Raw genomic sequence first — 18,296 nt, forward strand, 5'->3', positions numbered from 1 at the left:
CCCGGCGGAGCCGCAGGGCAGGCGCTTGGCGGCCCCTGGACGCCCAGAGCTGAGCATGACTGCGGGCGGGTCGCTTCGGTTGGACCGGGCGGCCCGCCCGCATTTGCGGTCTCTAAGCCGCTGACCTGCTGCTACAGCACCGGCAAAGACTTCCGCAGCTCGAAGGCCGTGACCTCGCTGCGGTACTCCTCCCACTCCTGCTTCTTGTTGCGGAGGAAGAAGTCGAAGACGTGCTCCCCCAGAGTCTCCGCCACCAGTTCGCTGCGTTCCATCAGGTCGATCGCCTCGCCCAGGTTCTGCGGGAGCGGGGTGATGCCCATGGCGCGGCGTTCGGCGTCGGAGAGGGCCCAGACGTCGTCGTCGGCGCCGGCGGGGAGTTCGTAGCCCTCTTCGACGCCCTTGAGGCCGGCGGCGAGGAGGACCGCGTAGGAGAGGTAGGGGTTGCAGCCGGAGTCGAGGGAGCGGACCTCGATGCGGGCGGAGCCCGTCTTGCCCGGCTTGTACATCGGGACGCGGATGAGGGCGGAGCGGTTGTTGTGGCCCCAGCAGATGTACGAGGGGGCCTCGCCGCCCGCGCCGGCGCTGCGGGTGGAGCCGCCCCAGATGCGCTTGTAGGAGTTGACCCACTGGTTGGTGACCGCGGAGATCTCCGCCGCGTGGCGCAGCAGGCCCGCGATGAAGGAGCGGCCGACCTTGGAGAGCTGGTACTCCGCGCCGGACTCGTAGAACGCGTTGCGGTCGCCCTCGAAGAGGGAGAGGTGGGTGTGCATGCCCGAGCCGGGGTAGTCCGAGAACGGCTTCGGCATGAACGTGGCCTGGACGCCCTGCTCCAGCGCGACCTGCTTCATGACCAGGCGGAAGGTCATGATGTTGTCCGCCGTGGAGAGCGCGTCGGCGTAGCGGAGGTCGATCTCCTGCTGGCCGGGGGCGCCCTCGTGGTGGCTGAACTCGACCGAGATGCCCATGGACTCCAGCATCGTGATGGCCTGGCGGCGGAAGTCCATGCCCACGTTCTGCGGGGTGTGGTCGAAGTAGCCGGAGTTGTCGGCCGGCGTCGGGCGGCTGCCGTCGACGGGCTTGTCCTTGAGGAGGAAGAACTCGATCTCCGGGTGGGTGTAGAAGGTGAAGCCCAGGTCGGAGGTCTTGTTCAGGGCCCGCTTCAGGACGTACCGGGGGTCGGCGAAGGACGGGGAGCCGTCGGGCATCAGGATGTCGCAGAACATGCGCGCGGTGCCGGGGGCCTCGGCGCGCCAGGGCAGGATCTGGAAGGTCGCCGGATCCGGCTTGGCGATCATGTCCGACTCGTAGACGCGCGCGAAGCCCTCGATCGCCGAGCCGTCGAAGCCGATGCCCTCGTCGAACGCCTGCTCCAGCTCGGCGGGGGCGACCGCGACGGACTTCAGGAAACCGAGCACATCGGTGAACCACAGGCGCACGAAGCGGATGTCGCGCTCTTCGAGCGTGCGGAGCACGAATTCCTGCTGCTTGTCCATTCGAGAATTCCACCCATCGTTGCCGGTCGCGCCGCGTGCTGCCGCCCCGAGCATGCCATCCCTCGGTTTCCGGCGCGTTGCGCACCGCGGCTGTGCCCATTGTGGGTCAGGGCCCACCCCGAGACGACCCTGAGGGGCCCCTCACTCCACCCCGACATGTGTCAGGTTTCTTTGACAGGTAGGGAGGGGCGTGTCAGCGTGAACTGACACATACGAGGGAGGGGGCGCGATGGCCGAGACGCCGGACCCCGCACCGGGACCGGACTCCACAGCGGGGCCGGACTCCGCCGCACCGGGACCGGACCCCGCCGGGGCCGGGACGCCGGTGCTCACCGGGGACGAGCTGCTGAAGGTCCTCGGCGCCCTCGGCAACCCGCACCGGATGCGGATCGTCGCGGCCCTGCTCGACGGCCGGGACTACGTCAGCCGGCTCGCCCGTGAGCTGGCCATCGGCCGCCCCCTGCTGCATATGCACCTCCAGCGGCTGGAGGCGGCGGGCCTGGTGCGGGGCGAGCTGGAACTGTCCGAGGGCGGCAAGGCGATGAAGTACTTCGAGCTGACGCCGTTCTGCTTCGCGCTCACCCCGCGGACGATCGGCGCGGCCGCCGCCACCCTCGGCGGCGCCGGGGAGCAGGGCCCGGACGCGCCGGACGCACCGGACGCACCGGGCGCACCGGGCGGCGACGCCCGCGGGAGCGTCGGCGAGGACACCACTACGGCCGGCGGCACGACGGCCGGCCCATCGACGAAGGAGAAGACGACATGAGCGGCGACGTGGTGGGAGCGGTGGGTGCCGCGGGTCTCTTCCTGCTGTGCATCGTGATCGTCTGGCAGGTCGCCGCGACCTGGCGGGCCCGCGTGCTGGCGACCCGCGACACCGAGTACCGCAAACTCGCCGAGAAATACGCCCAGTTGCTGGAGGACAGCACCGAGCTGCACCGCCGGACGCTGGACGAGCTGACGCAGACGCGGAACTCGCTCGCCTCGATGGAGCGCATGATGCGCGAGATCGAGTAGCGGAGGACCCGACAGCGGGAAACCCGGCCCCCGCCGGGACGACCGGCCGGCGGCCGGACGACCGGGCCCGCGCCGTAAACCGGCCCCGCCGGGACGACCGGGCCCACCCCGGAAACCCGGCCCCGGAAAAAACCAGGCCCCGGAAAAGAACCCGGGCCCCGGAAAAACGGTACGGCCAGGAGCTGCAACTCCCGGCCGTACCCATGGAGATCACAACCCAGGCACGTCCCCTCGTACCCACGGCAGGTCCGCGAACCGTCACGCCGTGGGGCGGGGCCCGTGCGCCCGGAACTCCACACCCAGGAGACTACTCATGAAAGCGCTGCTCACGCGCCTGGCCCAGGCACCGGGCGGCAGGCGCGGCAAGGTCCTCGTCCTGCTCGGCTGGGTCCTCCTCGTCGCCGCGCTCGGCCCGCTGGCCGGGAAGCTCGGCGAGGTGGAGGACACCGGGCCGAACGCCTTCCTCCCGCGCGGGGCGGAGTCGGCCCGGGTCAACACCGAGCTGGAACGGTTCCGCGCAGACGCCGCCGACGGGGCCGAACCGGCCGACGAGGTCATGCCCGTCGTGGTCGTCTACAGCACGACCGGCACCGGCACCGGAACCGCCGACCGCATCGGGGACGCGGCACGCGCCAAGGCGGAGGCCGACCGGCGGGTGTTCGCCGGGCACGTCGCCGAGGGCGAGCGGGTCTCCCCCGCCCTCCCGTCCGACGACGGCCGCGCGCTGATGGTGGTCGTGCCCCTCGCGGGCGAACTCGGCGACAGCGTCGAGCAGATCCGCGACACCGCCGCGGCCAACGCCCCGCCCGGGCTGGAGGTCGTCGTCGGCGGCCCGGCCGGGTCCCTGACGGACCAGGTCGCGGTCTTCGACACCCTGGACGCGACCCTGATGATCGCCACCGGGCTGGTCGTCGCCGTGCTGCTGCTGGTCACCTACCGCAGCCCGGTGCTCTGGCTGTTCCCGCTGCTGGCCGTGGGCTTCGCGGCGGTCCTCACCCAGGCGGCGACCTGGCTGCTCGCGCGGTACGCGGGCCTCCCCGTCGATCCGCAGAGCGCGGGCGTTCTGATGGTCCTGGTGTTCGGGGTGGGCACCGACTACGCGCTGCTGCTGATCGCCCGCTACCGCGAGGAGCTGCACCGGCACGCGGACCGGCACCGGGCGATGCGGATCGCCCTCGTCCGCTCGGGCCCGGCCGTCCTCGCCTCCGCCGGCACCATCGCGGTGGGCCTGGCCTGCCTGGCGCTGGCGGACATCAACTCCTCCCGCTCCCTCGGGCTGGTCGGCGCGATCGGCGTCGTCTGCGCGTTCCTGGCCATGGTGACCGTGCTGCCGGCGCTGCTGGTGCTCGCCGGGCGCTGGGTGTTCTGGCCGTTCGTGCCGCGCGTCGGCACCCCGGTGCGCCGGTCCGTCACCGTCTGGTCGCGGATCGGCGCGGCGGTGGCCCGCCGGCCGCGCTGGTCCTGGCTGATGTCGGCCGGCGTCACGGGCGTCCTCGCGCTCAGCGCCGTCGGGATCGACATGGGCCTCGGCCAGGCCGAGATGTTCCGGCAGAAGCCCGAGTCGGTGGTGGCGCAGGAGCGGATCTCGGCGCACTACCCGTCCGGCGTCTCCGATCCGGCGACGGTGGTGACCGCCGCGGACCGGGCGGACGAGGTGCGGGGCGCGCTGGCGGGTGTCGAGGGCGTGGCCCGGGTGGACACCGGGGACCGGACGGCGGACGGGCGGCTCGCCACCCTCCGCGTGGTCCTCGACGACGCCCCCGACTCCGCCGCCGCCCGGGACACCGTCGACCGGCTGCGCACCGCGGCCCACGCGGTCGGGGGCGCGGAAGCCCTGGTCGGCGGGACGACGGCGCAGGCGCTGGACACCCGGCGGGCGGCCGACCGGGATCTGCGCACGGTCATCCCGGTCGTCCTGCTGGTGGTGCTGCTGGTGCTGGTGTGGCTGCTGCGGGCGGTCGTGGCGCCGGTCCTGCTACTGGCGACGGTGGTGCTGTCGTATGTCGCGGCGCTGGGCGCGTCCCATCTGCTCTTCGAGCACGTCCTCGGCTTCGCGGGGGTCGACTGGTCGATTCCGCTGATGGGCTTCGTCTTCCTGGTGGCCCTCGGCATCGACTACAACATCTTCCTGATGCACCGGGTCCGCGAGGAGGCGCGGCGCCTCGGGCTCGTACGCGGGGTCCTGGAGGGGCTGACGTCGACCGGCGGGGTCATCACCAGCGCGGGTGTGGTGCTGGCGGCGACCTTCGCGGTGTTCGCGGGCCTGCCGCTGGTCACCCTGGCGCAGCTGGGCGTGCTGGTCGGGATCGGCGTCCTGCTGGACACCTTCCTGGTGCGGACGGTGCTGGTGCCGGCGCTCGCGCTGGACCTGGGACGCCGGTTCTGGTGGCCGGGCCGCCTGTTCCGGACGCCGGTCCCGGCATCGGCATCGGCAAGCGACTCGGCGGGCGACGGGGAGCGGGCGGCGCGGGCCCCGGAGACCGTCTGACCCTCCGCACGGCGCGGCCGTGGTGGCCGGGCGCCCCCACCTCGGGGCGTCCGGCCACCGTTTCGTCCGCGTTCATAACGTTTTGCCCTCTGGCCCCGCCACCGGATCGGCCACCATGTGGTCCCCGCGTGCCGCTCCCCGACTACGATCTCGGCCCATGAGGAGGGGTTCGCGGGGTCACCGCGTCTCGCGCGTCGCGCGTCCCACGGCTCTGCTGAGCGCGGTGGTGACGCTCCTCGGCGCGCTGTTCCTCTGCCTCAGCCCGTCCGGGCCGGTCTCCCACCACGGCGCGGCGGAGCAGCAGCGCCACGGGGTGACCGCCGTCGACGGGCACGGCGCGGACCGGGGGCCGGCGTTCACCTGCCCGTACGACCGCGGGGACTGCGGGCTGATGCCCGTGCTGAACCCGGCGGTGCTGACCGCGCCGCCGCTCGACGCCCCGCTCCAGGCGGCCTCCGAGCCCCCGTACACCGTCCCGCCCGCCGCCCCCGGCGGGCCGCGACGTTCCGGGGCACTCCCCCGCGCCCCGGATCTGCACGTCCTTCAGGTGCTGCGGGCCTGAGAGGCCCGCACGCCGCACCACGGCACGAGGCGCGGACGCACCCGCGCGCCGCGCACCACCCCCCGCAGACCCCCGTCTTACGAAGGACGACCCATGGCTTCCCGCAACACCACCAACGAGCGCCGGGCCCGAATAGAGCAGATGCGCCGTGCCGAGCAGGCGCGTGAGCGCCGCAACCGCGTCATCACCATCAGCATCAGCGCCGTCGTGGTCGCCGCCCTCGTCGGCTTCGGCGGCTATGTGCTCAAGAAGGAGTCCGACGAGAAGGCCGCGGCGGAGGCCGCCGCCAAGGCGCCCATCGGGCAGGAGCAGAGCTGGGACGCCAAGAAGCTCACCAACAAGCACGTCGACACGCCCGTCACGTACGAGATGAAGCCCCCGGTGGGCGGCGACCACAACCCGGTGTGGATGAACTGCGACGGCGACGTCTACACCGAGGAGATCCCCGAGGTGAACGCGGTCCACTCCCTGGAGCACGGCGCCGTGTGGGTCACCTACACCGACAAGGCCCCCGAGGCGGATGTGAAGAAGCTCGGCGAGAAGGTCAAGGAGACCCCGTACTCGCTGATGAGCCCGTACAAGGAACAGAAGGGCGCCATCATGCTCAGCGCCTGGGGCAAGCAGGTGACGGTCGACTCGGCGGACGACCCGCGGGTCAACCAGTTCTTCACCAAGTACGTGCAGGGCCCGCAGACCCCGGAGCCGGGCGCCGCCTGCACGGGTGGCGTGGACGGGAAGTGATCCGGACGTGAACGGGATGACACGCACGCACTGGGCCGCGATCACGGCGGTGGTGCTGGCGCTGCTGTTCGCCGGGGCGGCCACGGTGGCCACGGCGGGCGGCAGCGGCGGCACGTCCGGGGCGGGCACGCCGGCCTCGGACTCGGCGGACGCCGGGTTCGCCCGGGACATGTCGGTCCATCACCAGCAGGCCGTGGAGATGTCGTTCATCGTCCGGGACCGGACGGAGAACGAGGAGATCCGGCGGCTCGCGTACGACATCGCCAACACCCAGGCCAACCAGCGCGGGATGATGCTGGGCTGGCTGGACCTGTGGGGCCTGCCGAAGGTCGAGGCGGGCACCGAGCCGATGACGTGGATGCACGGACCGGACGCGGGCCACGGCGGTGACGGCAGCGGCGGCAAGGGCTCCGGTCACGGCGGCCACGGCGGTGAGAACGGCCACGGCTCCCCGGAGGACGAGGGGCGGCTGATGCCGGGCATGGCCACCAAGGCGGAGCTGAGGAAGCTCGGCGGGCTGAGCGGCACGGAGGCGGAGGTCTTCTACCTTCAGCTGATGATCGCCCACCACAACGGCGGCATCGCGATGGCCGAGGGCTGTGTGGAGCGCTGCGAGGTCGGCGCCGAACGGAACCTGGCCGGCACGATGGTGCAGGGGCAGGAGTCGGAGGTCGAGCTGATGGTGGGCCTGCTGAAGAAGCGGGGCGCGCAGCCGGAGCTCTGAGCCCGACCGTGGTCACAGCCGACGGGCCGGTCACCCCTCACGGGGGTGGCCGGCCCGTCGGCGTACGGCCCGTCGGCGTGCGGGGGCGCGGCCCGGTGCCGGGCGTCAGCTGACGGCGACCGCCACCGTCGCCGCCGTCACGGCCAGCATCGCCGCCTGCATCTCCCGGATCGCCTCACGGACCTCGCGTCCCGCCCACTGGCCGTCCGCGATCTCCTTCATCCGGGGCTCGACCTCCTTGCGCGGCACCCCGGGGAACGCGATCCGGTGCAGCCCCGCGCCCTGGAGGAGGGCGACCAGCCCCGCCGTGCGGTCGTCCGGCCGCGCCCCGGCCAGGACCGTGTCCTTGAGGCGGGCGCGCAGTTCGCGTTCCACCGTGCCGTCCGCCTCCGGGTAGCGGCGGATCGGGAAGATGCCCAGGGCGTTGCGCCGCTGCTCGGTGACGAGCCCGCGCCCGACCAGGCTCTCGATCGCGGCGCGCGGCGCCCTGGCCTGGTCCTTCGTCAGCCAGCTCGCGACCTTGGGGGCGCGGCGCTTGCCGCACCAGTCGGCGAGGTCGGTCAGCCGTCCGTCGAGCAGCGCCTCGCCGACCGGGGTCCGGTCGGTCACGGCGACGCGCTTGCCGGTGACGCTCACCCGCCCGGCGAGCGCCAGGTCGAGGACGATGCCGCCCGCGACGGCCCAGGAGGCCGAGGACAGGTCCTTGGCCGCGCCCGACTCGTCGTCCAGTGACAGCAGCATGATCTCTTCGCCCAGGCTCACGGGCACGGACGGCTCCCCTCGTCGTACAGCGGTGGTCGTGCGCGCGGGCCCGCCCGGGGCGGTCCGGCGCGCACCCGTAAGGACGCGCGGCGGGGCGGCGGGTTTCCGGGCCGCCCGGGGGCCGCTCGCGCCAGCGGTCGCGTACTCCGAACGGCCCATCGAGAATGGCAGGGGCTCGGGGAACGATCCGACGCAGACGCAGGAGGCGGAGCCGATGACCACGGCGAAGGACATCATGCATCCCGGGGCGCAGTGGATCCCCGCACACGAGACCCTCGACCGCGCGGCGCAGCTGATGCGCGAGCTGAACGTGGGCGCCCTGCCGATCGCCGACGCCGACGAGCGCCTGTGCGGCATCCTCACCGACCGCGACATCGTCGTGGGCTGTGTGGCGATGGGGCACGACCCGTCGAAGGTGACGGCCGGGGACATGGCGCAGGGGACGCCGCGCTGGATCGACGCGGGCGCGGACGTGGCCGAGGTGCTGCGGGAGATGCAGGGCCACCAGATCCGCCGGCTCCCGGTGGTCGAGGACAAGCGCCTGGTCGGCATGATCAGCGAGGCGGACCTCGCCCAGCACCTGAGCGAGCCGCAGATCGCGACGTGGGCGGAGCAGGTCTACGCGGCCTCCGGCCCGCGCTGAGCCACCTCCGCGCGCGGGACGGCGGGACGGCGGGACGGCGGGACCGGGCCGCGCGGCCCGGTCCCGGAACCCCCGGGGCCGCCCTGGAACCGGGTCGCGAGCCCGGTCCCGAGGAGCCGTGCCCGGCCTGGCCGGGGGCCCCTCCCGGCGCGCGCCGCGACGAAGGTCACGCCCTTTCCCGGCCCCCGCCCGGGACATCGCGTCAGAAAGACGATTACACTGGCTCCCGTGCCTCAACTACGCCTCGCCCTGAACCAGATCGACTCGACCGTCGGCGATCTCGCCGGCAACGCCGAGGCGGTCGTGCACTGGACCCGGCACGCCGCCGAGCAGGGAGCGCACCTCGTCGCGTTCCCCGAGATGGTGCTGACCGGCTACCCCGTCGAGGACCTCGCCCTGCGGTCCTCCTTCGTCGACGCCTCCCGCGCCACGCTCAAGGAGCTGGCCGCGCGGCTCGCGGCGGAGGGCTTCGGCGAACTGCCCGTGATCGTCGGCTATCTGGACCGCGCCGAGACCGCGCAGCCCACGTACGGCCAGCCGGCCGGCGCCCCGCGCAACGCGGCGGCCGTGCTGCACCGCGGCGCCGTGGCCCTCACCTTCGCCAAGCACCACCTGCCGAACTACGGCGTCTTCGACGAGTTCCGCTACTTCGTGCCCGGCGACACCCTGCCGGTGATCCGGGTGCACGGCGTGGACGTGGCCCTCGCGATCTGCGAGGACCTGTGGCAGGACGGCGGCCGGGTCCCGGCGGCCCGCAGCGCGGGCGCGGGCCTGCTGGTGTCCGTCAACGCCTCCCCGTACGAGCGGGAGAAGGACGACACCCGCCTCGAACTGGTCCGCAAGCGCGCCCAGGAGGCGGGCTGCACCACCGCGTACCTGGCGATGATCGGCGGGCAGGACGAGCTGGTCTTCGACGGCGACTCGATCGTGGTCGGCCCCGACGGCGAGGTCATCGCGCGGGCCCCGCAGTTCTCCGAGGGCAGCGTCCTGATCGACCTGGACCTCCCCGCCGCCGCGGCCCTGCCCGTCACGGGCACCGTGGACGACGGGCTGCGCATCGACCGGGTGGTCCTCTCCGAGGAACCGCTGCCCGCCTACGAGCCGGAGCTGACCGGCGGGTACGCGGAGCGCCTGGACGACGACGAGGAGATCTACACCGCCCTGGTCGTCGGTCTGCGCGCCTATGCCGCGAAGAACGGTTTCCGCTCGGTGATCATCGGCCTCTCCGGGGGCATCGACTCGGCCCTGGTCGCGGCGATCGCCTGCGACGCCCTGGGCGCGCAGAACGTGTACGGCGTCTCGATGCCGTCCAAGTACAGCTCCGACCACTCCAAGGGCGACGCGGCCGAGCTGGCCCGCCGCACCGGACTGAACTTCCGCACGGTGCCCATCGAGCCGATGTTCGACGCGTACATGGCGTCCCTCGGTCTGACCGGCCTCGCCGAGGAGAACCTCCAGTCGCGGCTGCGCGGCACGATGCTGATGGCCCTCTCCAACCAGGAGGGGCACATCGTCCTCGCGCCGGGCAACAAGTCCGAGCTGGCGGTGGGTTACTCGACCCTGTACGGCGACTCGGTCGGCGCGTACGGGCCGATCAAGGACGTCTACAAGACGACCGTGTTCCGGCTCGCGAAGTGGCGCAACCGGGCCGCCGGGGAGCGCGGCCAGACCCCGCCGATCCCGGAGGCGTCCATCACCAAGCCGCCGAGCGCCGAGCTGCGCCCGGGCCAGGTGGACACCGACTCGCTGCCCGACTACGACGTCCTGGACCGGATCCTGGAGCTGTACGTGGACCGGGACCAGGGCAAGGACGCCATCGTGGCGGCCGGGTTCGACGAGGAGCTGGTGGCGAAGACCCTGCGGATGGTGGACACCGCCGAGTACAAGCGGCGCCAGTACCCGCCGGGCACCAAGATCTCCGCCAAGGGCTTCGGCAAGGACCGGCGCCTGCCGATCACGAACCGCTGGCGGGAGACGACGGGCGGCTGAAGGCGGTCCCCGCCGGCTCCTCGGCCGGCTGCTCACCCCGGGGGCTTCCCGCGACCACGCGGGAGGCCCGGCCCGGCTCAGAGGGTGACGCGGGCCGCCACCGGGAGGTGGTCGCTGTCGGTGCGCGGCAGGGTCCAGGACGCGACCGGCTCCACTCCCCGCACCATGATCTGGTCGATCCGGGCCATCGGGAACGAGGCCGGCCAGCTGAAGCCCATCCCGTCGCCCGCCGCCCCCTGGGTGGAGCGGAGCTGGGAGGTGACCGCGTTCAGCGCCCGGTCGTTCATGGTGCCGTTGAGGTCACCGAGGAGGACCACCCGCTCGTGGCGGGCGCGGGCGATGGCCTCGCCGAGGGCGTCCGCGCTGGCGTCCCGCTGCCCGGCGGTGAACCCCGCGTTCAGCTTCACCCGCACCGAGGGCAGATGGGCCACGTACACCTCGACGGGCTTGTCCGGCACCGCGACCGTGGCACGCAGGGCGCGGTCCCAGCCGAGGCGGATGTCGACGGCGGACACCCCGGTGAGCGGGTACTTGCTCCACAGCCCGACCGTGCCCTTGACCACGTGGTACGGGAACTCCTCCGCCAGGGCCCGCTCGTAGGCCGCCACCTTGCCGGCGGGCAGCTCCTGGAGGGCGAGGACCTGGGCGCCGGAGTCGACCATCTCGCGGGCGGTGCCGGCCGGGTCCGGGTTCTCGGCGTTCACATTGTGGGAGGCGACCATCAGCTCGCCGTCGGAGACCGAGGACTTGCTCGTCAGCAGGCCGCCGAAGAGGTTCAGCCAGACGACCACGGGCAGCAGCAGGGCCACCAGCGCGGTCGCCGAGCGGCGCACCAGCGCGCCCACCAGGATCAGCGGCACGAACAGGCCCAGCCACGGGAGGAAGGTCTCGGTGAGGCTGCCGAGGTTGCCGATCCGGTTGGGGATCTGGGCGTGCAGGATCATGGTGAGCGCCACCACCACGGCGAGGGCCGCGAGCAGCGCCCCGCGCCGCCAGATGCCCCGGTCGCCGCGCCACCGGTCGAGCAGGACCCGCAGGCGGGAGCCCGATGGCCGGGTGCCCGTCGTGTCGCTGTCCGTCTCCGCCGTGTACGCCTGCGCCATAGAGCTGTCCTCACTGCTGTGCTGCCACACCACCGGGTCCGCCGTGGGGCGTCCCGCCGCGCCGCCGCCCACGGGTCCGTCGGACGACCCGGGAGGGCCGGACCGGGAGCGCCGTGCGGACGTCGGGAGCCCTGCCCCCGGGATTCGCCCCGGGATCGTGCCGGGCCCGCCCCGGGAGAGACCCTAGGCGATGATCGCGTCCGCCCGGCCCCGAGGGGACGGCGTCACACGTTCCAGGACGAGCACCCCTCCTCCCGGGTTCCTGGCGTCCGCCCAGGTCGGAACGCTGTGACAGAACGCTCACATTCGGCGTGGCGGGCCCGGCGGGCCCCCTCGGCGGCAGCCCCCTTCCGCGCGGGCGGCACGAAGTGCCACCATGGAGGGGATCCGGGGACGCCGTCAGGGCGCCTCGAGATGACGAACAGGGAGCCGATCAGCCATGACGCTTCAGGCTGCGCAGAACCAGCCCGCGGGGCCCGCCGCCGGCAGCACGGCCGGCCCGGCCGCCGGGAAGACCGACAGCAAGGCGCTGTACGGGGGCGCTCAGACCCGCCGCATCACCGTCCACGACATCACCGCCGCCAAGGAGCGCGGTGAGAAGTGGCCCATGCTCACCGCGTACGACGCGATGACCGCGTCCGTCTTCGACGAGGCCGGCATCCCGGTCATCCTGGTCGGCGACTCCATGGGCAACTGCCACCTCGGCTACGAGACCACCGTGCCCGTCACCATGGACGAGATGACCCTGCTCTCCGCCGCGGTGGTACGCGGCACCAAGCGGGCCCTCGTCATCGGCGACCTGCCGTTCGGCTCGTACCAGGAGGGCCCGGTCCAGGCCCTGCGCAACGCGACCCGGCTGGTCAAGGAGGCCGGGGTCGGGGCGGTGAAGCTGGAGGGCGGCGAGCGCTCCCTCGCGCAGACCGAGCTGATCGTCGAGTCCGGCATCCCCGTCGTCTCCCACCTGGGCCTGACCCCGCAGTCCGTGAACACCATGGGCTACCGGGTCCAGGGCCGCGGCGACGAGGCGGCCCACCGGCTGCTGCGGGACGCCAAGGCCGCGCAGGACGCGGGCGCGTTCGCCGTGGTGCTGGAACTGGTGCCGGCCGAGCTGGCCGCCGAGGTGACCCGCTCCCTGCACATCCCGACCGTCGGCATCGGCGCGGGCGACGGCACGGACGCCCAGGTCCTGGTGTGGACGGACATGGCCGGTCTGACCGGCGGCAAGGTCCCGCGCTTCACCAAGCAGTACGCGAACCTGCGCCAGACCCTCGGCGACGCGGCGAGGGCCTTCGCCCAGGACGTCGCGGGCGGGGCCTTCCCCGCCGAGGAGCACACCTTCCACTGACCATCTCCGGCACCACGACAGCCCGCCGATCTTCCCCCGTCGGCGGGCTGTCGCCGTTTCCGGGGACTTCCTTCACAGCGGAATTCCGGCCCTCCTGGCCAGGGCCGCGACCTTGGGGTTGCTCCGCTTGTGCAGCGAGACGAGCACACGGCCGAGTTCCTGGCTCGTCGGATGGACCCTGGCCATCCTCGGGCCCGAAGTGCATGCCCTGAACGTCCACGTCGTCGTCGAACTGCTCTGCGGCCCTCCTGGCGCCCCTGGTGTGGACCTCGACCAGGCCCTTGTCCCGCATGCGGCCGGCGAGTGTGAGCCCCCTGAGGTGGAGGAGGCCCAGGGCGAGGTGCCTGGAGCGGCCCCGCATCGTGCTTTCGGCTCGGACCACGGCTCGGTCGACGACAGCGACACCCCCGGCGAAATCCCCTCCGTTGAGAAAGGCACCGGCCTCGTCCCTGGCTGCCACCGCGAGTGCCGGGGAGTTCGCCCGCTCTGCGGCCTGTCGCTGCTTCACGACGGCCAGCTCGGCCATGGTCATCCAGCGATGCCGGGCGGCGAGCCAGTAACCGTGCTGTACACATCGGCGACACCGGCCCAATCCCCGGGCAGGCCGCTCCCGTGGGCGCGGTCCTGCACGCGCTGAAGCAGGCCGGGAAGCCTCTGTGTCACGGCCGCGAGGTCGGCGTCGCCCCGTAGACGGAACAGGTCCCCGAGGTCGCGCTCCAGACGATCGGCCTGCACCGGCGCTTCGGTCGGGTGGTCGAAGCGGCGCATCACGCCGCGCAGTTCCCTCAGGCGGTCCTCTTCCCCGCTCGGCGGGGGCGCCTCGCCCAACAGCTCGTCGAGGCCGATACCGAAAGCGGTGGCGATGGCTCTGATGATGACCATGTCGGTGTACCGGGTCGGTGGGGGGCGCGGCACCCGGCAGGCGCCGGGGCGACCGCGCGGGGGCGGAGCGGGCCGGCGCGCCCGGCGGAGATGCGCACGCCGACGGGGGCGACCGCGCGGGGGCGGGGCGGGTGCGGCCCGGGAAACCCGTCCCGCTCCCCAGGAACCGGCGCGACCCCGTGGACGTTGTCCCGTTGTCACACTCCGTCACGGCCGCCGCCGTGGCGGCCGAGCACGGGAGCCGCGTCCATGTCCACCGCCACCGCCAGGCGCCACAGCGACCGACGGATCAGCCCTGTCTTCCTGGGCATCCTCGCCGTCATGGCCGTCTCCGGCTGGGCCGTGTGGACGGGCTTCGCGGCGCAGCCCGGCGTGGCCGTGTTCCTCTTCGTGCTGTCGGCGTGGATCGTCTCCCTCTGCCTCCACGAGTACGCGCACGCCCGCACCGCCCTGCACAGCGGGGACCTGTCGATCGGCGCCAAGGGCTATCTGACGCTGAACCCGCTGAAGTACACCCATGCCCTGCTGAGCATCGTGCTGCCGGTGCTCTTCGTGATCATGGGCGGGCTGGGTCTGCCCGGCGGCGCGGTCTTCATCGAGCGGCACCGGATCAGGGGGCGGTGGAGACACAGTCTGATCTCGGCCGCGGGGCCGCTGACCAACGTGCTCTTCGCCGTGGTGTGCACCGCGCCGTTCTGGCTCGGCGCGCTGGACGGCGTGCCGCTGCCCTTCGTCCTCGCCCTGGCGTTCCTGGCGCTGCTCCAGGTAACGGCCGCGATCCTGAACTTCCTGCCCGTTCCGGGCCTGGACGGCTACGGCGTGCTGGAGCCCTGGCTGCCGCACCGGCTGCGCCGCCAGGTGGAGCCCTTCGCCCCGTTCGGTCTGCTGGCGGTCTTCGCCCTGCTGTGGATACCGGGGGTGAACGCGGTCTTCTTCGACGCGGTGTACGCGCTGATGGACGGGCTGGGCGTGCCCCGGGAGGCGGTGTACTGCGGCCGGGAGCTGTTCCAGTTCTGGAAGGGGGAGTCCGGCTTCTGTGCCGTGCCGGTGGACTGACACCGGCTGCGGGCCGGGCCCGGCTGGGCCTGTTTCGGGCCGGGCCCCGGCGGGTCCGGCGCGCCCGGGTCAGGCGGAGGCGGCCTCGCGCTCGGCCCGGGCCCGGCGCAGGTAGTACCAGGCCATGTTCGAGGAGACCCCGGCCAGCAGCACCCACACGATGCCGAGCCACATGCCCTGTGCGAAGGACACCACGGCGGCGACCACCGCGAGCGCGCAGACGACGAGGGCGTAGAGAGCGAGGCGGGGCATGGGGTGCGGCTCCTGTCCGGGTCCTGCGGTCGGGGTCCTGCGACCGGGGTTCTGCGAGGGCGGTCCCGCGAGGCGGTCCGCGGGGGTACGTCCCGTCCAGTGTCCCCCATGCCCGGCGCGCACCCGTCCGTGCCCCGCCGCAGCGGGCCGCGGACGCGCCGGACGCCCCGTGCACACCGGGGCCGGGCGCCGGACCGTACGTCCCGCGCGCCGGGGTCCGGTGCGCGCGCCGCACTCCCGCGCGCCGGGGCCGGGCGCGGTCTACACGTCGGTGACGCGCAGCCCCGCGTGCGCCTTGTAGCGGCGGTTCACGGAGATCAGGTTGGCGACGAGGGACTCCACCTGGTGCGCGTTGCGCAGCCGCCCGGCGAACACCCCGCGCATGCCCGGGATGCGGGCGGCGAGCGCCTGCACCACATCGGTGTCGGCGCGGGACTCGCCGAGCACCATCACATCGGTGTCGATCTCCTCGATCGACGCGTCCTGGAGCAGCACCGCGGAGAGGTGGTGGAAGGCGGCGGTCACCCGCGAGTCCGGCAGCAGGGCGGCGGCCTGCTCGGCGGCGCTGCCCTCCTCCGGCTTGAGCGCGTAGGCGCCCTTCTTGTCGAAGCCGAGCGGGTTGACGCAGTCGACGACGATCTTGCCGGCCAGCTCCTCGCGGAGGCTCTCCAGGGTCTTGGCGTGGCCGTCCCACGGCACCGCCACGATCACGACGTCGCTGCGCCGCGCGCACTCCGCGTTGTCGGCGCCCTCGACGCCGAGGCCCAGTTCGGCGGCGGCGGACTCGGCCCGCTCGGCGGCCCGTGAACCGATGATCACCTTCTGGCCGGCGCGGGCCAGCCGGTACGCCAGCCCCCGGCCCTGGTCGCCGGTCCCGCCGAGGACGCCGACGACGAGTCCGGATACGTCGGGGAGGTCCCAGGGGTCCTTGGCCGGGGCCTTCGCGGGGGCGCCCGCAGTGTTGTCGGAAGTCATGGGCCCGACCCTATCCGTGGCCGCCCGCACACGAACGGGTGAGCCCGCCCCGGTTCCGGCCCCGGCGCTCCCGGCGGGCCGGAGGATACGGAGGCATGGACGCCGTACGGGTCGCGCTGCTGCGCGAGGTGCTCGCCGGGACGGAGTGGCCGTGGGCCGCCCGGCACTTCGCGCGGGCGCTGCGGGCCTCGGCCGGGCGCCGCCGGGGCGGGCTGCTGCTGGTGGGGACCGAGGTGTACGAGCCGTGGCACATGGCGGCGCACCTGGTGGACGAGGCGGCCTGGTCGGGGCGCCCGGAGCTGGAACCGGTCCTGGTCAGGCACCGGGTGAGCCCCGGCGACCCGGCCCATCTGGCGGTGGGCCTGGGGCGGCTGGAGACGGCCCGCCGGGGCGAGACCCTGCTGGTGGTGGCCCCGGAGCTGCCCGATCAGGACCTGCTGGAGCGGGTGCACGACGCCCGCCGGGCGGGGGCGACGGTCCTGGCCCTGGAGGGCGGCGAGCCGGAGGTGCGCGGTCTGGCCCATGAGGCGCTGACCGTGGGCCCGGATGCCGAGGTGGACATCGACGTGGTGCAGCACCTGGTGAGCGCGGCCGTCGGGGAGAACGGTGTCCCGGTGCCGCGCGCCGGCGGCGGGCGGCGGCGGTTCCGCGACCGCCTCTCCCGCCTGGCGGACCAGCTCACCGCCCCACCACCGGACCCCTGGTAGCCCCGCGGCCCGGCGCGCCCGCCGCCCCGGAACGGCCCCCGGTTCCCCCGGACCGCACCGGACCCGGCAGCCCCCGGAGCGGCCCTTGGGCCCGCTTCCCGCGCGGAGAGGCGCCGCCCTCGCGCGGATAAACGGCTTGCCGCCCACGTCTCCCCCGTCCGAGCATGACCCGTTGTGACATCCAAGCTCGCCGCGGTCCTGCCCGACCTCTCCCCCTGGCGCTCGTCGCGCGACTTCCGCCTCCTGTGGGTGCAGGGGCTGGTCACCTACTTCGGCAGCTTCATGGCCCTCATCGCCCTGCCGCTCCAGATCAAGGACCTGACCGACTCGCCGCTCGCGGTCGGCGCGATGGGCGCGGTGGAGCTGGTGCCGCTGGTGGTGTTCGGCCTGTACGGCGGGGCGCTCGCCGACGCGGTGGACCGCAAGCGGCTGATCCTCGGCACCGAGGCCGGTCTCGGTGTCCTCGCGGTGATCCTGCTGGTCAACGCGATGCTCCCGGAGCCGCTGCTGTGGCCCCTGTACGTGGTCGCGGCGGGCGTCTCCGCGCTGGCCGGTCTCCAGCGTCCCGCGCTGGACTCCCTGCTGGCCCGGATCGTCCCGCACGACCAGCTCACCGCGGCGGCCGCGCTGAACGCTTTGCGCTGGCAGCTCGGCGCCATCGCAGGGCCCGCCCTCGCGGGTGTGGTGGTCGCCTACGCGGGCCATGCCACGGCCTACGCGGTGACCGTCGTGGGCTTCGCCGCGTCCGTGGTCCTCTGCCTGGGCCTCTCCCCCGCGCCGCCCGCGCACGACGCGGAGAAGCCCTCACTGCGCGGTATCGCGGAGGGCGCCCGGTACGCGTGGAGCCGTCCGGTGCTGCTGGGCACCTACGCGATCGACCTGGCCGCGATGTTCTTCGCCTTCCCGAACACGGTCTTCCCGTTCCTCGCGGAAGATCTGGACGCCGAGTGGTCGCTCGGCCTGATGTACGCGGCGGGGTCGGTCGGGTCGGTGGTGCTCAGCCTGACCAGCGGCTGGACCTCGCGGGTCCGCCGGCACGGGCTGCTGGTGGTGTTCGGGGCGACGGGCTGGGGCCTGGCGATCCTCGCCGCGGGCTGGTTCTCCGACGTATGGCTGGTGCTGCTCTGCCTGGCCTTCGCCGGGGCGGGCGACATGCTCAGCGGGCTGGGCCGCTCGACCATCTGGAACCAGACGATCCCCGAGGAACTGCGCGGGCGGCTGGCGGGCATCGAGGTGCTGTCGTACAGCGTGGGCCCGCAGCTCGGGCAGGTCCGGGCGGGCGCGATGGCGGGCTGGACGGGCACCCGGACCGCGATCTGGAGCGGCGGTCTGGCGTGCGTGGCGGCCGTCGCCCTGCTCACGGCGGCGCTGCCGAGGCTGGTGACCTACGACGCGAGGACGGACGAGGACGCGGTGCGGCGGCGCGCCCAGAAGGAGGCGGCGGGAGCCGAGGCGGCGGGCACCGGAACCGGCGCGGACACCTGAGCCCCGGGGGCGTGAGCCGGCGGGCGGGCGGGCCCGGCCCGGGGTGTGGCTCCCGGGCCCGGGCCCGCCCGG

The 18,296-nt window shown here is 73.6% G+C and carries 18 protein-coding genes; 12 read left to right on the forward strand and 6 right to left on the reverse strand.

The annotated features are described in order from the left end of the window. Positions 1 to 131: 131 nt before the first annotated feature. A complete protein-coding gene (locus tag ABZ457_RS11170; RefSeq protein WP_359156349.1) occupies positions 132 to 1,493 on the reverse strand; it encodes a glutamine synthetase family protein in 1,362 nt (453 codons plus the stop codon). Between the two features lie 325 nt (positions 1,494 to 1,818). On the opposite strand from ABZ457_RS11170, the gene ABZ457_RS11175 reads away from it, so the two are divergent. From ABZ457_RS11175 to ABZ457_RS11200, 6 genes are all read left to right on the forward strand, one after another. After that, entirely contained in the window at positions 1,819 to 2,259 is a 441-nt protein-coding gene (locus tag ABZ457_RS11175) for a winged helix-turn-helix domain-containing protein (protein WP_359156515.1), read from the forward strand. Beyond that, complete coding sequence (locus ABZ457_RS11180; protein ID WP_359156351.1) at positions 2,256 to 2,510, forward strand: hypothetical protein; 255 nt, start codon at positions 2,256 to 2,258, stop codon at positions 2,508 to 2,510. The genes ABZ457_RS11175 and ABZ457_RS11180 overlap by 4 nt, the downstream gene beginning before the upstream one ends. Before the next feature lie 313 nt (positions 2,511 to 2,823). Then, a complete protein-coding gene (locus ABZ457_RS11185) occupies positions 2,824 to 4,998 on the forward strand; it encodes an MMPL family transporter (protein WP_359156353.1) in 2,175 nt (724 codons plus the stop codon). 157 nt (positions 4,999 to 5,155) lie between these two features. Continuing rightward, positions 5,156 to 5,560 carry a hypothetical protein gene (locus ABZ457_RS11190; protein WP_359156355.1) on the forward strand — a complete coding sequence of 135 codons (405 nt, stop codon included), beginning with the start codon at positions 5,156 to 5,158 and terminating at the stop codon, positions 5,558 to 5,560. 93 nt (positions 5,561 to 5,653) lie between these two features. Further along, on the forward strand, positions 5,654 to 6,301 hold the full coding sequence (locus tag ABZ457_RS11195) for a DUF3105 domain-containing protein (RefSeq protein WP_359156357.1): 648 nt from the start codon (positions 5,654 to 5,656) through the stop codon (positions 6,299 to 6,301). Positions 6,302 to 6,317: 16 nt separating this feature from the next. Continuing rightward, complete coding sequence (locus ABZ457_RS11200; protein WP_359156359.1) at positions 6,318 to 7,025, forward strand: DUF305 domain-containing protein; 708 nt, start codon at positions 6,318 to 6,320, stop codon at positions 7,023 to 7,025. A gap of 105 nt (positions 7,026 to 7,130) precedes the next feature. On the opposite strand, the gene ABZ457_RS11205 is transcribed toward ABZ457_RS11200, so the two are convergent. Then, the gene (locus ABZ457_RS11205; protein ID WP_359156363.1) at positions 7,131 to 7,793 is read right to left on the reverse strand and encodes a GPP34 family phosphoprotein; all 663 of its coding nucleotides are present in this window, start codon (positions 7,791 to 7,793) and stop codon (positions 7,131 to 7,133) included. Positions 7,794 to 8,001: 208 nt separating this feature from the next. Between ABZ457_RS11205 and ABZ457_RS11210 the strand changes: the two genes are divergently transcribed. Both ABZ457_RS11210 and ABZ457_RS11215 read left to right on the forward strand, forming a co-directional pair. After that, a complete protein-coding gene (locus ABZ457_RS11210) occupies positions 8,002 to 8,430 on the forward strand; it encodes a CBS domain-containing protein (RefSeq protein WP_359156365.1) in 429 nt (142 codons plus the stop codon). A 228-nt stretch (positions 8,431 to 8,658) separates the two neighbouring features. Then, on the forward strand, positions 8,659 to 10,419 hold the full coding sequence (locus ABZ457_RS11215; protein ID WP_359156367.1) for an NAD+ synthase: 1,761 nt from the start codon (positions 8,659 to 8,661) through the stop codon (positions 10,417 to 10,419). 77 nt (positions 10,420 to 10,496) lie between these two features. Here ABZ457_RS11215 and ABZ457_RS11220 read toward each other — a convergent pair whose 3' ends face one another. Beyond that, on the reverse strand, positions 10,497 to 11,522 hold the full coding sequence (locus ABZ457_RS11220) for an endonuclease/exonuclease/phosphatase family protein (protein WP_359156369.1): 1,026 nt from the start codon (positions 11,520 to 11,522) through the stop codon (positions 10,497 to 10,499). Between the two features lie 439 nt (positions 11,523 to 11,961). Between ABZ457_RS11220 and panB the strand changes: the two genes are divergently transcribed. Further along, positions 11,962 to 12,867: a 3-methyl-2-oxobutanoate hydroxymethyltransferase gene (gene panB, locus ABZ457_RS11225; protein ID WP_359156371.1), complete on the forward strand. Its 906-nt coding sequence runs from the start codon at positions 11,962 to 11,964 to the stop codon at positions 12,865 to 12,867. Positions 12,868 to 13,395: 528 nt separating this feature from the next. On the opposite strand, the gene ABZ457_RS11230 is transcribed toward panB, so the two are convergent. Continuing rightward, on the reverse strand, positions 13,396 to 13,749 hold the full coding sequence (locus tag ABZ457_RS11230) for a hypothetical protein (RefSeq protein ID WP_359156373.1): 354 nt from the start codon (positions 13,747 to 13,749) through the stop codon (positions 13,396 to 13,398). Between the two features lie 249 nt (positions 13,750 to 13,998). Between ABZ457_RS11230 and ABZ457_RS11235 the strand changes: the two genes are divergently transcribed. After that, positions 13,999 to 14,805, forward strand: coding sequence for a site-2 protease family protein (locus ABZ457_RS11235; protein WP_359156375.1), 807 nt, complete (start codon positions 13,999 to 14,001; stop codon positions 14,803 to 14,805). Positions 14,806 to 14,874: 69 nt separating this feature from the next. Here the strand turns inward: ABZ457_RS11235 and ABZ457_RS11240 are convergent, their stop codons facing one another. Both ABZ457_RS11240 and npdG read right to left on the reverse strand, forming a co-directional pair. Next, positions 14,875 to 15,057, reverse strand: coding sequence for a hypothetical protein (locus ABZ457_RS11240; RefSeq protein ID WP_359156377.1), 183 nt, complete (start codon positions 15,055 to 15,057; stop codon positions 14,875 to 14,877). A gap of 261 nt (positions 15,058 to 15,318) precedes the next feature. Beyond that, positions 15,319 to 16,032, reverse strand: a complete 714-nt coding sequence (npdG, locus tag ABZ457_RS11245; protein WP_359156379.1) for an NADPH-dependent F420 reductase — start codon at positions 16,030 to 16,032, stop codon at positions 15,319 to 15,321. A gap of 95 nt (positions 16,033 to 16,127) precedes the next feature. On the opposite strand from npdG, the gene ABZ457_RS11250 reads away from it, so the two are divergent. Both ABZ457_RS11250 and ABZ457_RS11255 read left to right on the forward strand, forming a co-directional pair. Next, positions 16,128 to 16,739, forward strand: a complete 612-nt coding sequence (locus ABZ457_RS11250; RefSeq protein WP_359156381.1) for a hypothetical protein — start codon at positions 16,128 to 16,130, stop codon at positions 16,737 to 16,739. Between the two features lie 174 nt (positions 16,740 to 16,913). Then, positions 16,914 to 18,224 (forward strand): MFS transporter, encoded by a 1,311-nt coding sequence (locus ABZ457_RS11255; RefSeq protein WP_359156383.1) that lies wholly within the window; start codon positions 16,914 to 16,916, stop codon positions 18,222 to 18,224. Positions 18,225 to 18,296 lie beyond the last annotated feature (72 nt).

This window comes from Streptomyces sp. NPDC005805, from assembly GCF_040630445.1.
GTDB lineage: Bacteria > Actinomycetota > Actinomycetes > Streptomycetales > Streptomycetaceae > Streptomyces.

What these genes read in the sequence shown, in the direction of transcription:
- npdG (WP_359156379.1), bottom strand. Translation starts at nt 16,032, where the DNA reads ATGACTTCCGACAACACTGCGGGCGCCCCCGCGAAGGCCCCGGCCAAG.
- ABZ457_RS11230 (WP_359156373.1), bottom strand. Translation starts at nt 13,749, where the DNA reads ATGGTCATCATCAGAGCCATCGCCACCGCTTTCGGTATCGGCCTCGAC.
- ABZ457_RS11185 (WP_359156353.1), top strand. Translation starts at nt 2,824, where the DNA reads ATGAAAGCGCTGCTCACGCGCCTGGCCCAGGCACCGGGCGGCAGGCGC.
- ABZ457_RS11250 (WP_359156381.1), top strand. Translation starts at nt 16,128, where the DNA reads ATGGACGCCGTACGGGTCGCGCTGCTGCGCGAGGTGCTCGCCGGGACG.
- ABZ457_RS11170 (WP_359156349.1), bottom strand. Translation starts at nt 1,493, where the DNA reads ATGGACAAGCAGCAGGAATTCGTGCTCCGCACGCTCGAAGAGCGCGAC.
- ABZ457_RS11200 (WP_359156359.1), top strand. Translation starts at nt 6,318, where the DNA reads ATGACACGCACGCACTGGGCCGCGATCACGGCGGTGGTGCTGGCGCTG.
- ABZ457_RS11180 (WP_359156351.1), top strand. Translation starts at nt 2,256, where the DNA reads ATGAGCGGCGACGTGGTGGGAGCGGTGGGTGCCGCGGGTCTCTTCCTG.
- ABZ457_RS11190 (WP_359156355.1), top strand. Translation starts at nt 5,156, where the DNA reads ATGAGGAGGGGTTCGCGGGGTCACCGCGTCTCGCGCGTCGCGCGTCCC.
- ABZ457_RS11210 (WP_359156365.1), top strand. Translation starts at nt 8,002, where the DNA reads ATGACCACGGCGAAGGACATCATGCATCCCGGGGCGCAGTGGATCCCC.
- panB (WP_359156371.1), top strand. Translation starts at nt 11,962, where the DNA reads ATGACGCTTCAGGCTGCGCAGAACCAGCCCGCGGGGCCCGCCGCCGGC.
- ABZ457_RS11220 (WP_359156369.1), bottom strand. Translation starts at nt 11,522, where the DNA reads ATGGCGCAGGCGTACACGGCGGAGACGGACAGCGACACGACGGGCACC.
- ABZ457_RS11235 (WP_359156375.1), top strand. Translation starts at nt 13,999, where the DNA reads ATGTCCACCGCCACCGCCAGGCGCCACAGCGACCGACGGATCAGCCCT.
- ABZ457_RS11195 (WP_359156357.1), top strand. Translation starts at nt 5,654, where the DNA reads ATGGCTTCCCGCAACACCACCAACGAGCGCCGGGCCCGAATAGAGCAG.
- ABZ457_RS11240 (WP_359156377.1), bottom strand. Translation starts at nt 15,057, where the DNA reads ATGCCCCGCCTCGCTCTCTACGCCCTCGTCGTCTGCGCGCTCGCGGTG.